Annotated in this window: 11 protein-coding genes; 3 read left to right on the top strand and 8 right to left on the bottom strand. The window is 51.2% G+C overall.

Going from position 1 to position 25,753, the window contains the following annotated elements; translation table 11 throughout:
• Positions 1-345 precede the first annotated feature (345 nt).
• A complete protein-coding gene (locus IX84_RS34325) occupies positions 346-474 on the bottom strand; it encodes a hypothetical protein (protein ID WP_262501626.1) in 129 nt (42 codons plus the stop codon).
• 304 nt (positions 475-778) lie between these two features.
• Here IX84_RS34325 and IX84_RS09565 point away from each other — a divergent pair, with 304 nt between their 5' ends.
• Positions 779-1,159 carry a hypothetical protein gene (locus tag IX84_RS09565; protein ID WP_044219381.1) on the top strand — a complete coding sequence of 127 codons (381 nt, stop codon included), beginning with the start codon at positions 779-781 and terminating at the stop codon, positions 1,157-1,159.
• Positions 1,160-2,486: 1,327 nt separating this feature from the next.
• On the opposite strand, the gene IX84_RS09550 is transcribed toward IX84_RS09565, so the two are convergent.
• The 7 genes from IX84_RS09550 to IX84_RS09520 all read right to left on the bottom strand — a co-directional run bounded on the left by IX84_RS09550 (position 2,487) and on the right by IX84_RS09520 (position 22,457).
• Positions 2,487-3,413 (bottom strand): PorP/SprF family type IX secretion system membrane protein, encoded by a 927-nt coding sequence (locus tag IX84_RS09550; RefSeq protein WP_044219373.1) that lies wholly within the window; start codon positions 3,411-3,413, stop codon positions 2,487-2,489.
• A 65-nt stretch (positions 3,414-3,478) separates the two neighbouring features.
• Positions 3,479-10,135, bottom strand: coding sequence for a cohesin domain-containing protein (locus tag IX84_RS09545; protein ID WP_044219370.1), 6,657 nt, complete (start codon positions 10,133-10,135; stop codon positions 3,479-3,481).
• Positions 10,125-11,654, bottom strand: a complete 1,530-nt coding sequence (locus tag IX84_RS09540) for a cohesin domain-containing protein (protein ID WP_044219368.1) — start codon at positions 11,652-11,654, stop codon at positions 10,125-10,127. Before IX84_RS09540 ends, IX84_RS09545 begins: the two co-directional genes overlap by 11 nt.
• Positions 11,655-11,717: 63 nt before the next feature.
• Positions 11,718-12,512 carry a cohesin domain-containing protein gene (locus IX84_RS09535; RefSeq protein WP_044219365.1) on the bottom strand — a complete coding sequence of 265 codons (795 nt, stop codon included), beginning with the start codon at positions 12,510-12,512 and terminating at the stop codon, positions 11,718-11,720.
• A 215-nt stretch (positions 12,513-12,727) separates the two neighbouring features.
• Complete coding sequence (locus IX84_RS09530) at positions 12,728-20,158, bottom strand: T9SS type A sorting domain-containing protein (RefSeq protein ID WP_044219363.1); 7,431 nt, start codon at positions 20,156-20,158, stop codon at positions 12,728-12,730.
• 531 nt (positions 20,159-20,689) lie between these two features.
• Positions 20,690-21,358 (bottom strand): response regulator, encoded by a 669-nt coding sequence (locus IX84_RS09525; protein ID WP_044219360.1) that lies wholly within the window; start codon positions 21,356-21,358, stop codon positions 20,690-20,692.
• Between the two features lie 430 nt (positions 21,359-21,788).
• Positions 21,789-22,457 carry a 4'-phosphopantetheinyl transferase family protein gene (locus tag IX84_RS09520; RefSeq protein ID WP_044219357.1) on the bottom strand — a complete coding sequence of 223 codons (669 nt, stop codon included), beginning with the start codon at positions 22,455-22,457 and terminating at the stop codon, positions 21,789-21,791.
• A gap of 84 nt (positions 22,458-22,541) precedes the next feature.
• Here IX84_RS09520 and IX84_RS09515 point away from each other — a divergent pair, with 84 nt between their 5' ends.
• Together IX84_RS09515 and IX84_RS09510 are read left to right on the top strand one after the other, a co-directional pair.
• Positions 22,542-23,474 (top strand): WD40 repeat domain-containing protein, encoded by a 933-nt coding sequence (locus tag IX84_RS09515; RefSeq protein WP_044219355.1) that lies wholly within the window; start codon positions 22,542-22,544, stop codon positions 23,472-23,474.
• Complete coding sequence (locus IX84_RS09510) at positions 23,471-25,747, top strand: glycoside hydrolase family 113 (RefSeq protein ID WP_152604982.1); 2,277 nt, start codon at positions 23,471-23,473, stop codon at positions 25,745-25,747. Before IX84_RS09515 ends, IX84_RS09510 begins: the two co-directional genes overlap by 4 nt.
• Positions 25,748-25,753: the final 6 nt, after the last annotated feature.

The raw sequence follows: 25,753 nt of genomic DNA, 5'->3' as shown, positions 1-25,753 counted from the left end.
GCCCCGCTGCGGGTTGCGTGCAGAAGGTACGCTGCATGCGCCTTTACTACTCAGCCCTTTGAAGGGAAGCCTGCCCAACTGAAGGTATACTTCTCCAAAGCCCGTCTTGTCTTCTTATCAATGTGCCATATTATCCTGATTTGGGGTAAAAGTGGCCGGCCCCATGCAGAGCCGGCATCACCAATAACCGTATTGATTGATCGTTTTGCATTTTTCTCCCTCCGTCTCATCGACCGGAAAAAACGTTTTGCCTGTCCAGTCCTTTTGAAACCTGGACCGCATCTGCTTCCCGGACAGGAAGGATATGCTCGCACCGCATACTTCTCAACGTACTCCAACCGATGCTTAAAAAGCCACTACAGTCCCGATGCGGGCAGACCAACACAACTGGACAGACTGCCAGCGCTCTGCTTTCTGCAGCTTCGCATGGAGATAGCCCACCGCCGGCCATTCGCATTGGCTTTCCTTTTTCATGGCATCACAATTTATTCAGGTGCCCGTTACAGTTGATAGCGTGGGGTGCCTGTTTTCAGGTGACGGGGGGCTGACACCTTGTTTAAGTTGCTTACTAAGCCTGCCAAATTTTACTTGCAGTCAGGCCATGTATTGACTGCAGACCAAAGGGCCTTACAGCAATTTCATACCAGAACCTTCACTGGTGCGCAATCCCAGACTACCAGGCATTAACAGCCATTCTAGCACAGTGCTCTCCTATTGACTGCTGTTTTGTTTTACCTGTATCAATAGGGGCTTTAGCATTACGCCAGCCTGCAGGATTATGCAGCTCAGGCAAATGCAGGCTACGCCCGTTATCCCTGGGTTGCCGCGTATGCGCTGTGGCTTTTCGCCTGCTACGGGACAAGGTGTGAACCTGTCCAAACATCCACGGGCCTACTACGTCATTTTCAATAACCCACAGTTACTGAACCTGAGCTCCTATCAGGCAGGTACGGCACAGCAGTACCTGCGCGGCCCGATTCAAAAAACCTGCCCACCAGTCGAAGGCAGAATCCATAAAAATTCCCATTTGGAATATGCCTGGTCTTCTTCACAGGTGGATCCGGGGCTATTCTTTTACGGAACATTCGTACTCGAATCAACTTGTCCGGTGGATGCCAAAGCGAGGCCAGCGGGCAGGCACAAGCCTGCCCTGACCTGAAAAACAATGTTTGAAGGTTTTGCATATTTACTCTTGTTGACCTCAAATAGCACTTCATCTGCTACAGCCCCTTTGATGCATGTATCCCTACATGGCATGAACTGGCAAAACAAATCGGGACAAACGACAAAAGCCCAGGCACTGTCTCTACAGTATCCGGGCTTTGAAGCTGACGCCATGATGGATGGATGCAGTCAGCCTTTCCCAGACACCTGAGACCTTTGCTGATACCCGGATTATGGAAGTTCCAATCTCCGGATACCGGACTACTCCATAGCGCTTTGTGACAGGCAGGCAATCCGCCCAACTGTCAAACTATAGGAGTAGGCACAACTCCACTATTGCTGCATGCACCCTCTTCATCTACGGACGAGGAGCTGTCGGGGCCTGGATCAGGTACCGGAATGACGTAAGCATTCGGGCGTCTCTACCGGGTTACCAAACAACTGATGCACTGTTGCTGCCCGCAAAGGCAGCCCGCAATAGAATCGTTGTACCATAGCACTTTGTACAGTATGGAAAAACGGAGTATCAGGGAATGCACCAGATGCGTCCCTGACTGACCAGGGGCAACATGCACTTTACCGAATCACACCGGGCAGACAGCCGCTCCGAAGCCTTACAGCCTCTAAGAGTACCTGTCCTTTCCTGCTTTACAAAGCACAAGCATACCTAAACGTATGCCGTCTCTAATTTTGTTTTGCCTGTTTGAAGGCTACTGACTCAAACCTATAACTGCGAAAAGCGTGCCAAAAATCAAAAATGGAAGAAAAAAGAAGAGAAAACCGAGAGAAAGTAGAAAAGAGGAGGTGCAAAGAAAAAAGCCCCCCTTCTAATGTTAGAAGAGAGGCCATCCCAAAAACCGATTTAAGTATAAACTTGAAAAACGGTTCTTGTGAATCACATACAATCCAATCGCCTAAATCTTTGCAGCTGATTATGCGCTGCGTATATAGGTTTACGGAATCAAATTTTAAAAGTTTCAATTTGTTTCAGGAAAAGTTTCCCTGATTTCCGAAAACCTACTTCCTCCCCCGGCCCGGATATTCCACGGAAGATTCCGGACGGGGGAGGATGCGGGAAGCAGAAGGCTTAGCCCGCACGCAGGCGAATAAATAACTACATCAAAATTCGTTTTAGGCAATCATTTGCCCGGCAGCATAACATGTTACACGGCCTGTCTTTTTGAAGTGTTTCACTAATATCACCGAATTAAGATGTAGTAGCAAGACGGAGCCACAGCCCAATGACCGGGGCGATCTTAACCTATTCAGTGATTGTATAGCAAACACCTTGCCAAACATTCAACCCTCAGCAGTAAATGCCATTAGTAACGGCGGCGCTTCTTGTTATCCCGCTCAAAACCGAGGATCAGGCTGATTTCGTGGGAGCCGTTATTGTAGCTCTGAAACTGCTGAAAGAAGACGTCGTAGCTGTAGTAAATCTGAATGTTGCTGGTCTCCCCCATAGATAGCTGAGTGCCCAGAAGAATACCCAATGCACCTAGCGAACGGTAAGACAGACCTGTTGTCAGCTGATTGTCCATGAACCGGGCCATCAGATTGATATCAATTTGGGAAGGCACGTCCCGAACGTTCCGCAGCATAACAGATGGCTCAAAGGAGAAATCCAGATCTTCCACCTCCATCCTGTGGCTGGCAAAGAAGGTGTAATACTCCAGAATAGACTCGTCTGTGCCCTGAGAAATGCGGGACCGGACCAGATTAGTGAAAGAGAGCCCTACCCGTGTGTTTTCACCAAACGAGCTGAAGAACCCTAAGGCGGCGTCGAACTCGCCTTCGCCATTCATAAAGTCTTGTACCAGCTGATCGTTAAAATCAACAAAGTTGTTGGTCATAACGCTGTTGTCAAGCGTCATTTGCTGGTATTCTGCCTGGAATCCAGCTGCCAGTTTGATATTATCGCTGATATCAAACCGGAAGGCATAGTTCAGGTGTGCACGCAGGCGCTGCAATTGCGCAGCAGACTCGGTTAGGACGCCTACACCCAGGCCAAAGTTATCTCCCAGCGGACCATTGTACTGCGCTGCATAGGTGGTAGGGGCATCTGAAAAACCCGACCACTGTGCCCGGGCGTTCAGCTGCAGCTGGTAGGAATTGTCGAAACCTACTGCACTGGGGTTGATCAAAACCGGCGTCAGGTTGTAATGCCCGAAAATGGCTTCATCCTGAGCCGTTGCCAACTGCCAGGTCGCCAGGCAGCAAAAAAGGAGGAGTAGAAATTTACTTTTCATCGTCAAATCGGTTGAGGGTTGAAGAATGGAGCAGGGGCAGGAAGCCACCTGCTCCGTATATCTTATTAATCTTCACGAAGAATAGTCAGTGAACCTCGCTGCTGACGAGGGTTGCCTTCCGGGTCGGTATAGTCCAGTACGTAGTAGTACGGCCCTTCCGGCAGTGGTGCACCATCCTGAGTGACACCGTTCCAGGTGTTGTCGTAGTTATTCGCTTCAAATACCAACTGTCCCCAGCGGTTGAAAATCTGCAGGTGGTTATCCGGGAATTCATTGACACAGAGGATGATGAACTCTTCGTTGGCACCGTCATTGTCTGGTGTAAGGATAATGCGGTCTGAGAAACATGGGAAGCGCCGGTCTTCCACCCGAACAGAGGTATTCTCAGAGAGGCAGCCATTACGGTCGCGCACCTGAAGGAAATACTCGCCGAAGCAAAGATCAAGCAGCTGTGCATCCTGTAGGTCAGACTGTCCCCAGTTGAAAGTGTAAGGGCCAGTACCGCCGTCCACGATAGCCTCCACGGAACCGTTACAGCCCTCTGTCGCGGGTTCCGTCTCAAAGGTTACAGTGATCGGTTCCGGATTTTCGACCTCGAAAGTAGCGGTCTGCTGGCAATTATTGCCGTCGAGTACGGTCACGGAGTAGGCGGCCGGCTCCAGTTGAGTAATGCGGTTTCCAAAACCACCATTGCTCCAGAAGTAATCCAGTGGCTCAATACCGCCATCGACATTTGCCGTAATAGCACCGTTTCTGCCGTCGTGGCAAAGCACATCCTGAATGAAGGCTTCTACCTCAATAGTATCGGGTGCAGTGAGCTCGATCTGATTGGTTGATGTACAGCCTACTTCATCTTGTACCATCAGCTGGTAAGTACCTGCAGGCAGGTCTTCAATATTTTGTCCGGTACCGACCAGCATACTGGTTTCCACATTGGTCCACTCGTACAAATAGCCGCTGCTGCCTGTGGCTGTAGCACTTAGTGCTCCGTCCGCAGCATCCGGACAGCTAACATCAAAACCATTGTAGTTCTCCTCAGAAGTGATCGCCACGGCCAGAGCAGACTCTGTCTCGATGACTACCTGACGGGTCAGCATATTACCTGATGCCTCGGTGATGATCAATGTATAGGTCCCTGCGATGAGCCCTGTTGGGTCCTCCATGTTAGAAACCTGATTACCGTTGGCATCATTCCAGACAAAAGTATAGTTCGGATCACCACCAACTACGTCTATGTCAATAGCGCCGTTGGTGTCATCCGGACAGCTTGTAAATTCTACGTCGCCAACCTGCACGTCAAAGTTGTTGATGAATATAGAATCCACTTCGATAATACAGCCATTGGCATCGGTCACTGTTGGCACGTACCACTGATCAGCACAAAGCCCGCCAATACTTGCCCCTATGCTGCCGTTGTTCCAGTTGACTGTATACTGAGGTGTACCACCGGAGATGCTTACGGAAATCTGTCCATTACAGTTCCCCTCTGTTGCATGCCGGTAGTCTGGTGCCTGAACCTGAAGCGGTGCCGGGCTCGGAATCGAAATCGTTGTAGTCGTTTCACTGCCCAGCAAATCAGTAATCACAATCATGGTAGACCCCGGAGGCAGATCATTGACGGTAAAGGTATTATCAGTGGCAGTGTAGGGCGTCACCTGCCCTTCTGAATCCGTGATTTCAATCGTATAGTTTGGTACGCCACCATTGATCTGGATCTCCAGCGAACCGTCCTCTGTGTTAGAACAGGTCGTGCCTACCGCAGTTATCTCTGGCGCTCCCATTGGATCAGCGAAGTACACATTGAAGCAGGTATCCTTGCTACAAATATTGTTGAAGTTATTATCGGTGATTGTCACGCAGTACTCACCAGTTCCCAGGTTTGTAATACTGGGGTCGTTTGCGCTAAAGCCGTTGGGGCCGCTCCATTGGTATGTCAGCGGGCTTGTACCGCCAGTGGCATTCAGTGTTATGGAACCATTGGTATTGGTTGATGAGCCAGTGACCGGGATCAGAGTTGGGTTGAAGTTGATCTCAGGCGACTCGTCCACGATGAAGGTCATACTCGCCGTTTCGTTATTGCTGTCCGTTACAGTAACGGAATAGCTACCTGCAGTAAGCCCGGTTGCCGTTGCTCCGGTTGCCGTTGTGCCCGTCCAGGCATAGGTATACGGAGGCACCCCTCCGTCTGCGTTCAGCTCAATTGCACCTGTAGCTTCACCAAAGCAGGCATCGGTAATGTTGCTGTTGATCCGAAGCACTTGTTCAACCGCAACACAAGCAGTTGTCGTACAATCGTTCGCATCTGTGATGGTGACGCAGTACTCGCCCTGCTCATTGAGGTTGACAAGGCTGGAAGCGGAAGAGTTGAAGTTGCCCGGGCCTGTCCAGCTGTAAGTGTACGGCATAGTACCGCCATTTACCTGCAGGTTTACCGCACCATCCAGTCCCTGATCAATCGGTGTTGCATCAATATTCTGGACGGCGAGCGCAGCGTTCGGTTCATCTATGGTATATACTTCCGATGCGGTACAGTTATTCACATCTGTGACAACAACCGTGTATTGGCCTGCGACCAGGTTGGCCACCAGGCTTTGGTTGCTGGAGAAGTTGTTGGGCCCGGACCAGCTATAGCTGAACCCACCGTTGCCGCCGGAAACAGCCAGGTTAATCACACCTGTTGCTTCTCCTGCGCAGCTTACATCGGTTACTCCTTCAAGCAAGTTGATAGGGCTGGCGTCGTCTATCTGAAAGCTGGCTGTACTCTGGCAGCTCGCGTCATCTAGTACCGTTACGGAGTAAGTGCCGGGAGAGAGGTTGTTCAGGGTTGAAGCCCCCGGAACACCAGGTGCCGTGCTCCAGAAGTAGTTAGCTGTGCCTACCGCACCACTGACAGAAAGTGCAATAGAGCCATCATTTTCGCCGGCACAGCTCTCGTCCTCCACAGTTGAGTTTATGGTGCCGCCCTGACCTGTGCCGTTAGGCACGTTGTAGCAATTTTCAGCAGTACAGCCATTCTCATCGGTAACGGTAACACAGTAGGTGCCGCCCGGAAGGTTACTTGGATTGGTCTGCCCGGATTGAATGCCGCTATCCCATGAGATGGTGTAGCCCGGGTTGCCACCGGAAATATTCAGGTTAATCGCACCATTAGTTCCATTTAAACAAGTGGGTGCGGTAACACCGCCGCTCAAGGAAACCGCGCTGGATGGACCATCTACCGTGTAGGTAGCAGTTGTTGTCAAGCCTCCGCTGCCCATATCGGTAACAGTAACTGTGTAATTACCGGCAGCAAGGTTGTTAATTGTAGCTGTTGTGGCGTTGTTATTCCAATTGTAGCTGTAGGGGCCGCCTGTACCACCATTAACGGTCAGCGCAATGGCACCTGTGTTCTCTCCGAAACAGTCTACATCAGTAATATTCACCTGTGCAATACTTGGAGGTTGCACGGCAGATATCGTAATCGTACCAGGCAGGCTGTTGAATGGGATGACATCGCCGTTGCTGTCTGATATCTCAATGGGGGTCACGCTACTGGAGAATGTAATGTCGGACATATCGCCGTCATCGCCAATAGCGGTGAAACAGATTTCAAACAGTGCCGCGCCATTTGGCAGGTTGACCGGTGTGATAGACTGGCTAAACCAGTTCACCGAGATATTGCCTGCTCCGATTTGGGTGGGCGTACCGAAGTTGCCCGCCAGTGAGAAATCCGGAATTGAGGGGTTAAGGTTGCTTATGTTTTGGAAACTCAGCTGGGTTTGATCGTAGTTGATCGTAAAGGCAAAACCAACCACATCCAGGAAATTCAGCACGTTGACCGGCACGCATACCTGATCGCCGGGCTGTACGGTCTGATCCGGGATAGAAAGCCGGAAACCATCAAAGGCAGAGTTGATACAAATCGTGCCCTCTTCCCCACTAAAGCTGAGGCTACCCAGCGTACTGCTGGTAAAGTTGATAGGCTCGGCCGAGCCTGTTATGACGACGTCTGAGCAAGTATCTTCTGTGCCAATTGCCGTGAAGCACAAATCGAAGAGTACAGTGCCATTGGCTAATGTAGCAGCAGCACCACTCCAGGATATTGAAATGACACCAGGTGTTGACGTGTTGATATTGGCTGCTGTGAAGTTAGGCAGCATGGAGGTAATGGCATTGAGGTTATCGAACTGCAGCTCGTTTGCATCATACTCCAGTGTGAAGCCAAAATCTGTAATATCCGTAAAGGCATCCACTGAAACCGGGACACAAACGGCGGCATCAAGATCTACGGAGGCGTCTCCAACTTCAACCTGCACTTGTCCTGGCACACCATCCTCGATGCAAACGGTGCCATCTTCGAAGAAAGCAGGAATGACATTCTCGTCAGCGTCAGAAAACTCAATAGCTGCAACATCCGAGGTGAATTCCAGGTCCGAACACGACCCGTCTACTCCAAGTGCTGTGAAGCAAACCTCAAAGAGTACTTCGTTGTCGGGGAGGGAAGTGGGGATCAAGCTATTCTCAAACCAGTTGACGGTAATGAAGCCAGCGCTTGGATTACCGATGTTGCCGGCAGTCGTAAAACCAGTCAGATTGGTGGTCAGGTTAGTGACCTGATCAAAAGACAAGTGCGTCTCATCATAATTGAGTGTGAAAGACATACCGACGATGTCCTCGAAATTCTGGACCGTAACCGGAACGCAGAAAGACTCAGCAGGCCCTACATCAATGCTACCTGCGGTGAGCGTCAGGTCCGTTGTTACACCCGTAAAGGTGATGGTACCAGGGTCACTGCCAAAAGGAATAATATCTTCGTTCGCATCCGAGAACTCGATAGCGGCTACATCTGAAGTAAACTCAATATCAGAAGTAATGCCGCTACCGGTTGCGGTGAAGCAAATATCAAAAAGTACTTCCCCGTCCGGAAGGTCCGTGGGAGTCAGGCTGTTCTCAAACCAGTTGACTGTGATAAACCCGGCACTTGGCGTACCTATGTTGGCCGCTTCTGTGAAGCCGGGCAAATTAGAAGTGAGGCTGGTAATATCGTCCAACGCCAGTACATTGGGGTTGTAACTGATCGTAAAGGACATACCGACCACATCTTCAAAATTGAACGCCTTCACGGAAGTACAAAACTGATCGCCGGGGTCAACGGTTTGATCGTCAATTGTCAGGAATAGCCCCGTTGGTGCAGGGTCACCTGAAATAGTAATGGTCCCGTTGTCAATAACCGGAGGAATTACATTTTCATCGGCATCTGAAAACTCAATGGCAGCGACTTCAGAAGTGATATCCACTGCAGCTGAACCACCGCCCAATGCTTCAAAGCACACTTCGAAGAGCACTGTCCCATTTGGCAATGAAGTAGGCGTGAGGCTATTCTCAAACCAATTGACCGTGACTTGCCCGGGCCCGGGGTTGCCAATATTACCAGCTACGCTAAAGCCTGGAAGGTTACCAGTCAGGTTTTGGACATTCGTGTAGGTCAGCAGTGACTCATCATAGCTTACGGTGAAGGACATACCGACCAGATCTGTGAAGTTGTCTACTGTAACAGGCACGCATACTGTTTGGCCTTGATTGGCAGAAGCATTACCAACTGTCAGGGTGAGGTCGCCGGTTGGAGGCGCCCCGCCGTTGATCGTCACGGTGCCATCGTTTGAAACCAGCGGGATCACATTCTCATTGATATCGGAAAACTCGATCGCCGCTACATCTGAAGTAATCTCCACATCAGTTGTACCAGAGCCAATCGCGTCAAAGCATACTTCCAGCAACACACTGCCATTGGGCAGGGTGATGGGCGTCAGGCTGTTCTCGAACCAGTTGATGGTGACAAAACCAGGGCTTGGGTTCGCAATATTACCTGCCACACTGAAGCCCGGAAGGTTGCTGTTCAGGTTGCTCACGCCGGTATAGCTCAGCTGTGATGCGTTGTAGCTCACGGTGAAGGACATCCCAATGAGATCCTCAAAGTTATCGATCTCCAGTGCAAGGCATACGTTGTCGCCCTGGTTGACGGTCGCGTCCTCGACTGTCAGGGTGAGGTCACCGGTTGGAGGCGGCCCACCGTTGATCGTCACGGTGCCATCGTTTGAAACCAGCGGGATCACATTCTCATTGATATCGGAAAACTCGATCGCCGCTACATCTGAAGTAATCTCCACATCAGTTGTACCAGAGCCAATCGCGTCAAAGCATACTTCCAGCAACACACTTCCATTGGGCAGGGTGATGGGCGTCAGGCTGTTCTCGAACCAGTTGATGGTGACAAAACCAGGGCTTGGGTTCGCAATATTACCTGCCACACTGAAGCCCGGAAGGTTGCTGTTCAGGTTGCTCACGCCGGTATAGCTCAACTGTGATGCGTTGTAGCTCACGGTGAAGGACATCCCAATGAGATCCTCAAAGTTATCGATCTCCAGTGCAAGGCATACGTTGTCGCCCTGGTTGACGGTCGCGTCCTCGACTGTCAGGGTGAGGTCACCGGTTGGAGGCGGCCCGCCGTTGATCGTCACGGTGCCATCGTTTGAAACCAGCGGGATCACATTCTCATTGATATCGGAAAACTCGATCGCCGCTACATCTGAGGTAATCTCCACATCAGTTGTACCAGAGCCAATCGCGTCAAAGCATACTTCCAGTAACACACTTCCATTAGGCAGGGTGATGGGCGTCAGGCTGTTCTCGAACCAGTTGATGGTGACAAAACCAGGGCTTGGGTTCGCAATATTACCTGCCACACTGAAGCCCGGAAGTGTTCAGGTTGCTCACGCCGGTATAGCTCAACTGTGATGCGTTGTAGCTCACGGTAAAGGACATTCCAATGAGGTCCTCAAAGTTATCGATCTCCAGTGCAAGGCATACGTTGTCGCCCTGGTTGACGGTCGCGTCCTCGACTGTCAGGGTAAGGTCCGTATTTACCGAGTTAACGTTGATCGTCCCTCCCTGTCCATTGAAGTCGATAGCGGTACCGTTTGCCGTTTGGGCACTTGAAGCGCCACCAAAGGATAGGCTGGCAGTGCCGGCAGCGGTGCCGGTAAAGCAGAGTTCAAATATTGTCGTGCCATCAGGCTCTGTTACGCCCGTTCCGTTTGACCAACTTAGTGTGATCACACCAGGCGTAGACGTATTGAAGTCTGATGCCTGCAAGCCCGGAAGATTGATTCCGGTGATTGAGCCGAAGTCCAGCCGTGCATCATTATAATTAATGGTTAGTTGCAGGGCACCGATGTTTTCGAAGTCAGATACGCGGACATCCACGCAACCTGTCTGGCCTACATTGACTGTGGTGTTGGTCAAATCCAGTGTCACCTGAACGTCCTGCACCACAACCGCGCCGTTTTGTCCTATGAAATCAACATTTTCCCCATCTCCATTTGTAACAGCAATAGCTACGGGGTTGTCAGAAAAAGCAAGGTTTGCTGTTCCCGCCTGTACACCAGTGAAGCATAATTCGAATATGGCTGCTCCATCGATCAGGGAAATACCAGTGGCGTTGGACCAGTCAAGGGTAATCACTCCGGGAGTAGTGGTAGTAAAATCACTTGCATCCAAACCTGCCAGGCTAAAGCCACCGACCGAGCTAAAATTCAGTAAGCTTGCGTTGTAGGTAATGCTGAATGCAACATCTGTGATATTTTCGAAATCCTGTACTTCTACTTCCAGGCAACCTGTTTCGCCAACGTCTAACGTTATGTTATTAATGCTAAAGGTTGTTTCAGGTGTAACAGTGCCGCAGTTGCCGCCGCTAACGGTGACGGTCGCATTTTCGGGGTTGAGGCTAACATTTGTAAAGCTCCCGTTAAGTAATTCAATACCTGGGGTCGGTGGGCCGGAAAACTGTATATCTGAAGTACCACAGCCCACTGCCTGAAATTCGAGGGTAAACAAAACCGTCCCATCGGGAAGGTCAAGGGTTATAAAAGAAGGATGGAACCAGGAAACGCCCATACCATTAGCAGGTACGTTGCTGGAGCCACCGGGGTTTGGTGTACTAAATGCCGCAGCCAGGGTAAATCCCGGGATTGTGGAGTTGACATTTTTCACCTGTTGGAACTCAATAATTGTAGAGTCCCAGGTAACGCCGTACTGCATGCTCAGGATGTTTGTGAAGTCTGACACGGTAATGTCTACTTCAAAAATATCATCCGGTTGTACATCATTAGAGGTTGGTGAGATTGTAAAGGTAGGCTGCTGTGCAGACATTGACACTACACAGAATAATAAGCCCGCCAGAAGGCTGGTAAATACTTTGTCCATCGGTGCTCGGAATTTGGGATGTTAGGAAAATGGCGAATCGGTTTTACGCCAACTTCAAAAAAACTAGAGGACAATCAGTTTATAGGTAACTAAAAAATCGGTTGACTTAATTTCAAGGTAGTAATTGCCTGACTGGCCAAAAACTGTTCGGTCCAGATCAAGCGTGTGTAAGCCCGGGTCAAAGGACTGCTCGCGCTGCATGACCACCTGCCCCTGTGCATTGATGATACGCAGAGTACCGCGATCTACGCGCTGCTTAAAGTCCAGGCTAACCTGAGTTTGCTTTTCAAAAGGATTAGGAGCACAGGTAATTGCTACGGTTTCTCTTCCTTTCCGGTCCAGCAAGTCCGAAATACCTTCGATGCTTATTGCCCCTGAGATGAAGTCGACTTCGAGCTGCTCTTCCTCTGCATTGGCAAATTCCACGATCACTGGAAATCCGGAAAAACGAATAGAATCAATAGTTGATTCTTCTTCAACCACTTCAAGCTCTATGGAAAACAAGGTGGCATCATCCTCAAGTGAGACGGGCTGAATAGCCGGGTCGAACCACAAAAAGCCCAGATAGCCACTATCGACCTGGGCATAGCTGAAGTTTTCTATAGAACTTGTCAGTTCTGCGCCCAGCACAGCACTATCTCCTTTGATTCTAAACAGCTTGGTGTCCCAGTTAACACTGAACTGACAACCTACGACTGAATCGAAGTTCTGCACTTTTATTTCAACAGTAAATTCTTCATCAGGAGTTACCGTGTGGCTGGTAGCATAAACAGCTACTTGTGCAGACACACAGAATGGCAGGAGTAAGAGGAAAGGAACCGCAAGGAGGGTCCTTACAGGAGGTATTGTTTTTGTCATGGGATCATGAGATTATTAATTCCAGTGCAAGGTAGCAATTTTTAAGTACAAAGGAAAGTGACACCTTTAAGTATTTAGTTTGTACGGATTAAATCTCAAAAAGGTTTCACTAAAACCAGAAAGGCCGGGCGCCCTTTCGGATGCCCGGCCTCCCGGTCTGCCCACTGCGGGCGCCGCCTAAGCAGCGCCCGCCGGGCTATATCTCAAAGAGATGGTTACTTGATGATTACCATCTTCTTCGTTGCTGTGTAGTCACCAGTTTCAACAGTGTAAGATACTACGCCTGTCGCCGCCAGCTCAGAAGACTTAACCGTGATGTGGTTGTAGCCCTTAGAGCCGTCCTGGCGGTACAGTTTCAGTAACTTGCCGGTTACGTCGCTGATGGTGATCGTCACCTGTGCTGCCTCTGGCAGGTTGAAGCCGATCACAGTCTCGCCCTTGAATGGGTTCGGCTGGTTCTGGTACAGCTCGAAGCCTGCGCCCGCCACAGTACCGGTGCTGAACTCGATCGCTACGTCCTGGAAGCTGCCGTCTTTGCCGTAAGCTTCTGCCTTCGTAACTGCTGAGCTTACGCCCAGTACTTCGCTCAGCATCACGTCGCTGTTTGCGCGCAATACCAGTGTGAACAGCTCTGCATCAGATGCTTCGCCGTTCCAGCTTGTCGTGATCATGCCTTCGCCCAGGTAAGACAGGCCGAAGTTGTCTTCAGTAGCTACACCGCTTACGATGTCTACCAGCTCTACGCCGTTGCTCAGCGTCAGCGTCGCCTGGTAGCCCTCGATGCGTGCCAGCTCAGCAGCTGTGAAGCTTACGCGGTACTCATTGCCCGCCTTCAGCTCCTGCTCGTCTGTCTGCAGTGCAAAGGTGCCTTCGTAGCTGCGCTCGTCAACTACTGCAAAGCTGTTTGCTGCCGCATCACCGTTCACATCACCAATCTTCACGGCTACGAAGTCCGCATCCATGATGCTTGTCGCAGGCAGGTCGTTGATGTTGATCACTTCAGGGAACTGCTCTGCCCATGGGTTAGATGGGTCTGGGAAGACGTAAGCTTCCTCTACAAAGCGCCAGCTGGTGTTGTTAGAGAACTCTGTATCGATAGACAGGATCAGCTTGCGCAGCTGGATCAGGTCCAGAGTTGTGATAGAGCCAGAGTTGTTAACGTCCGCTGCGATACGCTGGTATGGCGTGCTCAGCGGGCCAACGCCCAGGATGTGCTTGCTGATCAGTACCAGGTCGAACGTAGACACACCGTTGAGGTAGTCGCCGTCGCGCTGTGGCGTGATCGTGTAGTCAAGGCCTGCTGTCAGGTTCGTGAATACGTAAGCGCCGTCGTTCTCTGTTGTCATCTCATCAGATGCCTGGCCGGAAAGGCTGACCTGTACATCTTCTACCGGCTCGTTGTCCTCGGTATTGACCGCACCGGCTGCCATTGGTGCTGCTGCACCGCATACGCCCATGTTGTCCTGTACCAGGATGTAAGTCTCGCAGAAGTCGCTGTTGCCAGCTGCGTCGTACGCCCAGATCTCGATCACCAGCGTGCCTTCGTCGTCGCAAGTCAGCACAAGGCCGGCCTGGTCAGGGTCGTTAGGCTCGCCTACACGGTTGATAGAGTACTTGATCGGCTCAGAGCAGTCAGTGATCGGAGAAGCGATGAAGTCGCTCGCCCAGATCTCAGCCATGCCTGCACCCGGGTCCGGCAGGTTGTCGCCGTCCTCGTCTACTGGCATCAGCTCGATCGCAATGCCGTTCAGGCAGAATGGCGCTGGCGCCTTGCAGTCGATGATGTCGAATGGCAGGATCGCAAGGTCTGAGTTGCCACAGCCGTCCAGTACGTGCACTTCGAACGCGTGGCTGCCGATTGGCAGGTCGTTCACTGTGATCGTGTAGTCTGGGTAAGAACCAGATACCACGCCTGTCAGCTCCACAAGGTCGCCGCTCAGGAATGGGTCAAGGAACACCTTGATCGTCAGGTCGTCTGGCGTACAGTCCTCATCGATGCTGAACGGATAAGTCACGTTCGCATCACAGTTCACGTTGTCCAGTGAGCAGAATGCGTCTGCCTGCGTGAAGCTGATCTCAGGAGCGGTGTCGTCGTATACCTTGATGATCTGAGTGTACTGGTAGTAGCCAGTCTCGTCATACTCGAAGCTGTAGTAGTCGTTCGATACGCCACAGAAGTTGATGCCTGGTACGTTGTTGTCAGGTGTCTCGTCTGTGTCCTGGTCGAAGTAGATCTTGCCGTTCGGGCGTGCAAGCAGCCAGAAGCCGTTGCCGTTGTTCGCAATACGGTCGCCATCGCCTGGAACACCGTTGCAGTCCTCGTCGCGGCCCACGATGTAAGGGTCGCTCTCGCCGTCGTACTGGCACCAGTTGATCACCTTCCACGTACGGAAGATCTTGTAGCACTCGTCGCCGGATGCAGAGAACTGCTCGTCGTTGCTTGTCACTGCAAGCAGGTCGCAGCCAAGCTCGTTGTACTCAACGGTGTCTGGCGTTGGCGTGCCACAGTTCGCCTCAGCGTCCTCTGGGAAGTAGATCTCGTAGTTGTGCACCTCATTGATCGTGATCACCTGCACACAGCTGTTCGTGCTGCTCAGGCCGTTCACGTCAGTGACGCGGAAGATACGAGTGATGGAGCCGTAGCCGCACTCCAGGTCAGCGTTCGATGCTACCTGCTGTACAGATGCTACGCCGCAGTTGTCTGCGCCCGTCGCCATGCCGAACAGGTCTTCCAGCTGGCCTGCGTCAGATGCGTCGAAGCCGTATGGCAGGTCGTCGCAATCCACAACTACGTTGTCTGGCGCGTCACAGAATGGGTTGATCTTGTCCTCTGGCGTAACGCTCAGCCAGCAGGAGTTCTGGTTGCCGTACTGGTCGGTTACAACCAGTGTGATATCAGATGTAACGCCTACGTCACAGCAGAAGAAGTCGACGAAATCGCCGGTTACGCTGTTCTGCGTGCCGCAAGTGTAAGTGATCGGGTTGAAGTTGTTGCGGAAGATCGCGATAGATACATCACCGCAGTTGTCCCATGAGCCTTCGTCCACGTCAGATGCGAACACCCGTGCAAGCGCTGGCTGGCCAGGCACGATGTTGCCGCCGCCGATGCTTACGTTCAGCTGGTCGTCGCATACTGCCACTGGCTCGATCTGGTCGATCACTGAGAATGGGCAGTAAAGCTCTGTCTCATTGCCGCAGTCGTCTTCTGCCACATAGCGGAAGAAGTGGTCGCCGAATGGGATAGAGGATACGAAACGGTTCGCGCCAGGCTGGATTGTGCGCACCACTACGGTGTCGATCACAAACTGTCCGGTTGGCAGGCCGTACTGGTTGATCACCTCTTCCTCTGTTGTCGTCACGATCTCAGTGTATACCGTTACGTTAGAGCAGTTGTCGCTCACGCCTGGCATTGGCACCTCGAAAGACGCACCGCAAGAGAATGGGCTTGTAGAGTAAGCAATTGGTGTGCCTGAAGGGCAGGTTACCGTAGGAGCAGTGTAGTCGCCAACTTTGATCAGCTGGTCGATGATCACTGTGCTGCCTGGGTCGCACCAGTCAAATACGGTCCACTCACGGCGGAACTTGAAGCGGCCTTCGCACTCGTCTACTGTTGGCAGGTCTTCGTAAGAAGCGCCGATGTTGCAGTAATTCGGAGCAATGTCAAAGATGCCGAACGCTGTGAAGATGAACGGATAGCCCGTCAGCTCTGGAGCCGGGTTGCCGTTCGCCAGCGCTGGGTAGTCCTCGTCGCACTCTACCACTACCGTGATCGGCGGGTTCGTCACGTCAGCAAGCGTTGGCTTGCGGAAAGTGATCTGCTGCTGGCACTCGTCTGTCAGGCCCTGGTCGTCAGTAGCCGTGAAGGAGCGCGTGATTACTACGTCGCCGCAGTCGCCGGAAGCTGTGAAGCTGTCCGTCGCTGTGATGCCTACGTTGTTGTCGCAGTTGTCCGTCGCACTTGGCGCGCCTACCCACTGGTAAGTACCGCTGATGAATGCAGTCTCCTGTGCTACAGAACCTGCGTCGCCGCCGTAGATCTGGCCGAAGTCATTGCAGAACAATGGCAGTACCAGCTGCTCGGTAGTCGATGGCAGGGCAGAGAACGTCGTGTCAAACTGGGTCGTCCAGTCTGGCAGTGTCGTCTGCGTGAAGTTCCACGAGCCTACAAGGCCGTTGCCGTCGCTGAAGATCGTGTGCGTGTAAGGGCCTACCTGCTCCGCATCTACTGAAGATACCAGTACAGTGTAAGTCTCGTATGGGCGCAGTGGCAGCGTCATACGGATTGTCGGGTTGATACCGCCGCCCACAGGGCCGAGGTTCGCGCTGTTCAGGTCCGCTGTTGACGCCGTGAGGATATTCTCACATGGGCTGTCAGGGTTGAAGCCGCCCTGGAATACCGCTGTCGCTGCTCCGCCGTTCCAGCCGGCTGGCGCAGTCAGGTAAATTGTATATACATCCTCTTCACTAACCTGGAATTCGATCAGGTCGTAGTACTGTGGGCCCGCCAGTGGCGTGGTTATAGGGCCGAAGATGTTAAACAGGTAGTCGAGGAAGCAAGAGTAGTCCGCCAGCTCGATCTGTGGGTCAGACGCTGTCAGCTCGCCGTCGATCGTTTGTACAGGCACACTGACAGTCGCTACGTCTGTGTCGTCCGGGCACTCAACAACTGGTGCTGTCTTGTCTTCGCCGGTAACAAAGCCCCAGCATGGCTCGAAGCCTGCTACTGGTTGTGTTGACGGCTCAAAAGTGAAGTTAGAAACTGTTGCTTCTGCCCCAAGAGGGAATAAGCCATCAACCTGCAGGATGAAGACAAGTACGTCACCCGCATTCAGGTCGAAAGATTCTGAACCTTCTGCTGTACCATCTGGGCCAACAGTACCAACAGTACCATCGCTAGCTAAGATAGTCTCAGTAATATTACCGTTTGCATCAATTACGTAACCAAACAGCTCAAACAGTGCACCCCCTGGGAACTCATTTGTGAAGAACGTCCAGTCGAAGGATACAGTCCCTGACTCTGGCATGGCGATAGCTGCATTAGCTACACTGGTAGTAACGGGGTCGCCAGGAGAACCAAGCTCAAGTACATCACCGTTGAAGCCAACAGTCATCGCAGGATCGTTAACAATCAGGTCCCAATTGCCTGGCGCAAAATCACCAGTGAAGCCAATCGTTGGCTGAGCCTGGTCAGCAAGTGCAATCTCATAAATGAACTGGCCGTGGCCGTCCAGGATATTGCCGTTCGCAGGGTTGTCGTCGTTTACGATGGTAACCGTAAAGTCAGACTCCTCAAAGCAGCCGAAGTTGCCTTCCAGTACCATATCCGCAGTGATTACGCGTGAGCAGTTGTCGTCAAGCGTAACGTTAATATCATCGTTGCAAGCCAGGTTCTCCTGTGGTGCAGGCGCCTGAGTTACGTTGATAGCGAAGGACTCCGTGCGGCTGTTGCCAGCTGCATCAGTCGCTGTAATTGTAATTGTGTGCACGCCAGGGCCGCCCATGAATACATAGCCGCCTGGGATTGTAGCCACAGAACCTGTACCTGAAGAAACAGTTACAGTCGGGGCAAGATCGCCATCGCAGTTGTCAATCGCTGTGATCTGGAAAACCTGAGAAGCTACTGCGTTCTCAACACATGGGTCCAGTGCAATATTGATATTCTGAGATGGGTATACGATAATTGGAGCAGAGTTGTCAGGCTGGTCTGTTACCGTGAAGGTAGCAGTGCCTTCTGATACTGCACCGTTGCTATCTTCAAATGTAGCAACCAATGTGTAAGAGCCCGCTGGGATACCAGACAGGTTCCATACATACAGACCTGCTTCCGGATCAGATGCACCTGCATCGATTGCTGGAGCAGTCGCACCGTTCAGCGTGAATGTAGCACCGGAAAGGTCAAAGTCACAATCATCTGTGATCTGCACCTGGAAGCTCAAATCAGCACCAGCAGTACATGCAGGCTCCAGGAAGCTCAGGTTACCAGGCATTGTGATTTCTGCAGGCTGGTTGGCATCCTGTACAACAGATACAGAATGATCAACAGATACATCGCGGTAAGAGAATACAACGAAATAATCACCAGGAGTCATCACACCCGCTACCTCAAAGTAAGCGAAATCTTCCTCTGCCTCAACATAAGTCACGAAGAGATCAGCCTGAGCATCAGCGGTCAGACCAACTGCATTAATTTGAATATCTCCAAGTGTTAGACCACCTGGCACAATATCGCAATCATAGATGTTACCAGAGAAAGTAGCCAACACATCATCAGCACAAGCAGGTACTGAGAACTGCCCATTGCCAGAAATGTCTACAATTGGAGCAGGGCTGGCAGCCTGAGTTACATCTACTACAAAGCTGTAGTTAGAGCTGTTGCCGTAGTCGTCAGTAGCTGTGTAAGCTACGTCATAGCTACCCACACCGAGTACACCACCGCTACCTGTGATAGCAGGATCTGTGTTTCCAGCATCGATAACCAGGTCTACGTCAAGGTCACAATCGTCAACAGCAGAAACAGTCCAGTTTACCGGAACGCCGCCATCCTGACAAGCAGGAATTTCCACGCTGATATTGCCTGGGCCGTAAATTTCAGGTGCAAGTACGTCAAGTACTTCGATAGTGAAAGTCAGGGTCGTGTTGTTGCCATTCTCATCGGTTGCGCTAAGCGTAACAACGTTCGTGCCCACTGCAGCGAAGATATTCACAGCATAAGCCACGTCTACTGCATCCTGAGTTACTGAAGCCGTTGGGAATACGCTAGGGTTGTCATTGGTCACACTCGCTGTGAAGTCAATATCAGATGGCCCACCGCAGTTGTCGAATGGGAACACAGACCAAAGCAGCTGTACGCCGCACTCGCCCTCTGGCGGAGTGTACGTAAGCGTCGCGCCTGAGCCCAGATCAACACCACCGGCTGCAGTCACGTCCATACCTGGTGCCTGGCTGTCGGATGGCGTCAGCGTCTGAGTTGCTGAAACAGAAGAAACACAGCCCGTCTGGTCTGTGTTAAACTGGCAGCCGCCTGCTGAAGCCAAGGAAAGGTTCACCGTGTAGACTGTACCACCTACTGCGGCGTTCAGCCCACCGAAGGTTATGGTATTGCCCGCTGGCACGTTGAAGAAAGTGGTCCCGCCTACAGAGATATTGTAGGAAGCGCTACAACCATCATCATTCACCGTAACATCAAAGCTGCCGGAGAACTCGTCGCCTGGGCAAACTGGGTTGTTCACGTTGGTGATAGAAATCGTTGGCTGACGGTTCTGAATGTCCGCGCCATCGATTTGGCCAGTTGCAGATGAAACATTAGAAGCTGCACAGTTCGCAGTAATTGCGTAGTTGTAGGTCGTGCCTGGTGTCAGGGTACCTGCAACAATAGTCAGCTCAGTGGAAGTCATGTTGACAAAGTCGACAACCGGCTGGTTGCCATTCTCGATGTCAACGGTGTAAGATTGTACCAGGCCGCTTGGGTCCGTAATGTCCCAGTCCAGTACAACGACTCCATCACAGTTATAGCTCACATCTACGTTCGACGGTGTTGGACAATCCTGCGCAAAAGCCTGTGGAAGGCCCAGGAAAGTCAACAGCGCGAATGCAAATGCGCCTGCTAGCTGAGATGGAGAAACGAATGTAAACTTCGTTTTTTCCATAAGATCACGATTTGTTTGAAAAAATTAGGTTAAAAAAAAGGTCGTTAAAAATTATTGTGCGACACTTGCAGCAGTGCACCGTTGTACACTTGGCAGGCATCATCAAATGCTTAGGTCTGTTTTTAAAAACGGGGTCGTCGTATCTTGAATATTGAAACGCGGATAAAACCACCGCGGAATCATCTTTAAACAAACAAAGCTTATCGCCCGGAACTGATTAGGGCATAAGCGTCGTTCAATATTTAATAACATCTAGAATGTCAGATGTTTCGTAAGATTAATTGTCTTTTCGTTTGGGCATGAAACATAAAGAGGGAAACCAGTAGAATTACCGATATACTCTTGATTCATGGGATTCTTATATTATTAGGCAAATGTAAAAAGACAAAACAGAAAACCAAACTAAATACCACACTCTTTTAAAATGTAAAATATCCGATTAGTCTTTTGTCTTTCTTTCTAAATATGGCTTAATACGGTACAAATATAAAGCTTTGACCAGAAACTTTTATACCCTAAACAGGGTAAATCTCAAATCAATGCATGATCATGTGCAGCCTTGATTAACCCGGCAGTGTTTGTCACTCCTAATTTGCGCATAATATTTTTTCTGTGCACACCTACCGTTTGGTCACTAATGAACAGCCGTTTACCGATTTCTTTATTGCTGAGTGCTTCTGCGATCAGGTTTAGAATTTCAAGCTCTCTTTTGGTGAGCATATGCTGGCTGACAAACTGATCTGAGCGTTCATAAGAAGCCCCTGCCGTTTTAAACCGTTTGCGCCGGCCAGTCTCATTGAGGAATACGCCGCTTCCAAAATAAGTTTCTTTTTTCCGGAGCGCTGAAATGGCTTTTTTTAACTCTCCCGGTGCCCGGTTTTTAAGCAGGTAGGCATCTGCGCCGGCTTTGAATGCGGTTCGGACCAATCTGGGCTGATCATACATGCTCAGGACTAAAATTTGTATCTCCGTGCCTTCTTTTCTCAGCCGTTTGATCACGTCCGGACCATCCATCTCCGGCATGTTCATGTCTATGAGTAACAGGTCAGGATTTTGCTGCTTTACTTTTTGATAGGCCTCAACTCCATTGGTCGCTACATCAACGACTTCAAGAAAGCTAAATGCCTCTTGCCGAAGTAGGCACTTTAAGCCTTCCAGAAAGATAGGATGGTCATCGGCTATGAGTGTCTTAATACTCATAATAGCATTTTTTTTTAGAGCCTGAAGCGGGCATTAGGCCCTTTTCAAACTCGCTGTTCATGGGAAATTTTACAACGCTAACACCGCAACAACTTCGCACATTCAAGTGCTGCGGGTAGCTCTTGTTTATCGAGATTACTCAAAGGGGGGCTTATAAACAGGCTGTCGAAAATGTTTATAAAAGGCAGATGTGAAATAAATGTACGCAAAAATACAAGTTTTTCCAAGTCCTCAGCCCTGACTTCAGTGGAAGCAGCCAGGACGTGGTGTCATTGATACCCGAGGGTGAACAGCTTATTTTTGAGATACCTGTGGGGAAAAGCGGCCGCTTAGGGGTGAGGGCTTACCAAGTGAGCCAGCAGTGGTTAAGGCGAAAACGCACGGTAGCAAGCCCCTTTTTTGCCGACATTACGCCAGTGCCTTCCTTCTGTCAGGGTTTTGAATGGCTTGTTCGTGGCTCGGCAATGGCATAAACCAAAATATACGAACCAACAGACTGGTAAGTAATGGAAAACTGCCGCTGATATGCCGCTTTGCTGACCTGCCCCCTTACCTTTCCTTCCCGGCCTTCGCCATCTATAGGCCCAATCGCCATATGCTGGCAGAAGTCAAGCTGCCGGCGGCCATAAGCCTTGTACAAAGACTCCTTAGCCCCCCAAAGTACGTGCAACTGAAACAAGCGCTCCTCAGGGTCTGTGGCAAGGTGGTCTAATTCAGAGGCATTCAAGAAACGCTTGGCCAAGCGTTCTATCTTGGGCACCCAATGTTGTATATCTATCCCTACCACCTCTGGGGCTGCAATTGCGGCAGCTTTGTCATGAGAATGGCTGATGGAGATTTGAAAAGGCGAATCTTCTAAATAAGGTTTGCCGTGTTCATCTTTTTGGAATAGTGCCCGTTTATCCCTGCCCGACATCTGATGGACCAATTGCCGGGCGGCCAGCCATTCCAGCCTTCTGCGCCCTTTTAAATTCTTAAACTGAGCTGCTTCCGGAGCACGCAAATCAAGGCGCCCAAGAAACCAATCTTCGGGTTCTTCAATATCCCAGATTCCGATCTCACCAACCGGCTCGATAGCATGATGCAAACTTAGGGGCATATTTTAATAAACTGTGCTTTATCAACTTTACAGCAACAAAAAAAGTACGTATTCTGTTTTTTTTATTCAAAACCCAGCTGATCTATGCCTCGTCTTAAAGTTGCAAAAATTGCTCAACTCACTGGTCACAATGCTTCTGTTTTTGCCCTTGGCGAGGACCAATCGCCAAATACCTTCCTGTCTGGAGCCGGCGACGGATGGATCGTGCGCTGGAATTTAGACGAGCCGGAAAATGGCAGGCTTATCGCAAAGGTGGAAACGCAGGTCTTCTCTATTCTCCATCTTCCGGAACGCAATATGCTGATTGCAGGCAATATGAACGGGGGCGTACATTGGGTAGACCTTGAAAATCCAGAAAAAACCCGGAATATCGCTCACCACCAAAAGGGTGTTTTCGCTATTGAAGCCCTTGGAGACCACATCCTCACCGCAGGCGGACAGGGTATGCTGACCAAATGGGACCGGGCTACGGGTAAGGCCCTGGAAAGCTTACAACTCTCCAATCAGAGTCTCAGGAGTCTTGCGGTCTCCCCTAATCAAAAAGAAATCGCAGTAGGGTCCAGCGATAATAGTATTTATCTTTTAGATGCTCAGACCCTGTCCATCCGCCACCGTATCAAAAATGCCCATAGCAACTCTGTGTTTGCGCTGGCCTACCGGCCTGACGGCGCCTATCTCCTCAGCGGTGGCCGCGATGCCCACCTGAAGGTCTGGCAGTTAACGGATGTACCCAAATGTGTGGAGGAAAAGCCTGCCCATTGGTTTACAATCAACAGCATCGTGTTCAGCCCCTGTGGCCGTTGGTTCGCAACCGGCAGCCGGGACAAAACTCTGAAAATCTGGGATGCCGAATCTTTCGAGCTGCTCAAAGTACTGGAGACCATTAGGGACAAGGGGCACCTCAATTCCGTCAACCGGCTGTTCTGGACACCTTATCAAAACTACCTGATTTCTGCGAGTGATGATCGTAGCCTGATTATATGGAAGGTCAGCCCTGCTAACGACACCAACGTATGAAACGACTTAGTGCCCTGGCGTACTGTAGCCTTATCATAGCTCTATGCTTGCATTGCTCCGATCATAAGCAAATGGCGGCAAAAGCTTCCGTTGCCAACCTGCCACACCTGGATACCCTCAGGCAGCATTTGTGGCAGTCCAGAGCGATCACGGTAGTCTACCCGGCTTCCATGGATTCTACCCTGAAATCACTTTCCACCGCACTGCACCCTTTTAAAGTCCGCATGATAAGTGCGGAACAAGCACAACCGGAAGACCTGAAAGGCAGCCTTTTTCTGATCGGCACCCCGGAAAATAACCCCTGGATTTGTAACACACCCCTCCGCCCGGCGATTCACTTTCAGCCTCCATCCATACTGCTCAATAGCCAGATTATCCCGGAAGACGCTGTAGCCTTCCTCTCTTTTTACCCCAACCCGCACGCGCCTTACTTTCCGCTATTCCTGGCCACTGCAAATGACGAAAGGCAGCTCAGGGAGGCTCTCGCCCGACGAATGAGAGAAGGCTTTTCGGCTTTTGGCTGGGGGGGCTGGCAGTATGAGGTCTACCAGGGGCCTTACCGCATCCGGTGTGGAAAGTACCACCCTACAGACTGGACACTGTTGGCTGAACGACAGTTTCAGGCCGCTTCAACTGTGGTAGCACCACCTTCCGCTGCCTGTTTTGAATACCACTGGCATGGCGACAGCACGAATAGGTCTGATTTTCGGTCGTTTGTGATGGCATGCGATCAGCAGGCAGCTGCTGTTCTGGCATTTTGTGACACGATTTGGCATGAGGCTTCAATTCCGGTTCACGGCTTCCCGGATATGGAAGCCAAAGGGCTTGCCCTAAACAACACGTCCCCCTTACAATTCAGTATTCAGGCCAACAGAATAGATGCTATTGCCAATTCGGTTTACAGTACCTCATGGCTGGGGCCCCAAAATCAATTTCTACTTCGGAGAATATTGGGAGCTCCCCGGTTCCCATTGCTTGAAGCAGGGCTTGCGCTTACTTTTAATCCAAGCTGGCAGAAACACGGGCTATCATACTGGAAAGACCGTTTGGCCCATACCGGGCTATTGCCCGGGCTGGCTGACCTGGAAGCATTCTGGGCCGACGAATACCAGTCGCCTTTTCTCAGGCAGCTCGCCGCAGCGGCCTTTTGCGACTTCCTGCTCCGGCACTGGGGAAAAGCCGCTTTTCTGGAAAACTATGCCAATTGGGCGCCCGATGTGGCGGCACTCCTTTCCATGGAGCCTCAGTGGCAGAGCTACCTTTCGGAAAATGCAATCATGCCTGAACCCCGGGAGGCAGGCACAGTCCCCTACCTGAAAGGCTTCAACTTCGCGCACGAGGGTTATGCCATTTACAACGGCTACGGCTCTAAACTCGCCGCCGGGATGCTACAGGAACAGTTCAGCCTCGGTGCCAATGCTGTGGCGATCGTCCCCTATTCGTATATGCGCTCCCCCAACGCGCCCCAGCCCCTGTCTATCATGAACCGAGCAGGGACTGAAAACGACGAGAGTGTCATCCGCGACCTCGTCTACGCCCGCCGGCTGGGCCTGCAAACCGTCCTTAAGCCACAAATATGGATGGGCGGTGGCCATTGGCCAGGAGATGTAAGGATGGACAACAAAGCGGACTGGGAGGCTTTCTTCAGGCACTACACCCGCTGGATTGTACACTATGCGCTAATGGCGGAACTTTATAATGCTGACGTTTTTTGTGTCGGTGTGGAGTTTGCACAGGCAACGCTCATAGAGCCTGATGCCTGGCGGGAAGTCATCAGAACCGTCCGGGCGGTTTACAGCGGCCGCCTGACCTATGCCGCCAACTGGGGGCCTGAGTTTGAAGAGCTGGCTTTTTGGGATGAGCTTGACCTGATCGGCCTGAATTGCTACTACCCGCTGAGTGAAGCCAAGCAGCCATCAGAGGCTGAGTTATCTGAACGTTTTGAACAGGTGCTTCAAAAGGCCCGGGCGGTTTCCAATACCTTTGGGCGCCCTCTGATTCTTACCGAAATCGGGTTCACAAGCACAGCAACCCCCTGGCAGCAGCCTCACCTTGATGGAGAAGGCGAAGCTTACTTAGGTTCAGCCCAGCTCCGGTGCTACCATATCGTCACACAAGCGCTCGCCAGATCTACTGACTGGTGCCGTGGCGTGCTTTGGTGGAAATACCCCAGCTACCCTACCCTCGGCGGTGAAGGGCATACTGGTTTCACACCGAACGACAAACCAACCGAAGAGCAGTTGCCTGAGCTCTTCGGCCGACTGCCTGAATAAAGCGGT

This window comes from Phaeodactylibacter xiamenensis (assembly GCF_000759025.1).
Classification (GTDB): Bacteria; Bacteroidota; Bacteroidia; order Chitinophagales; family Saprospiraceae; genus Phaeodactylibacter; species Phaeodactylibacter xiamenensis.
The sequence above is the reverse complement of the archived record's forward strand: the minus strand, read 5'-3'. Positions and strand labels throughout refer to the sequence as shown.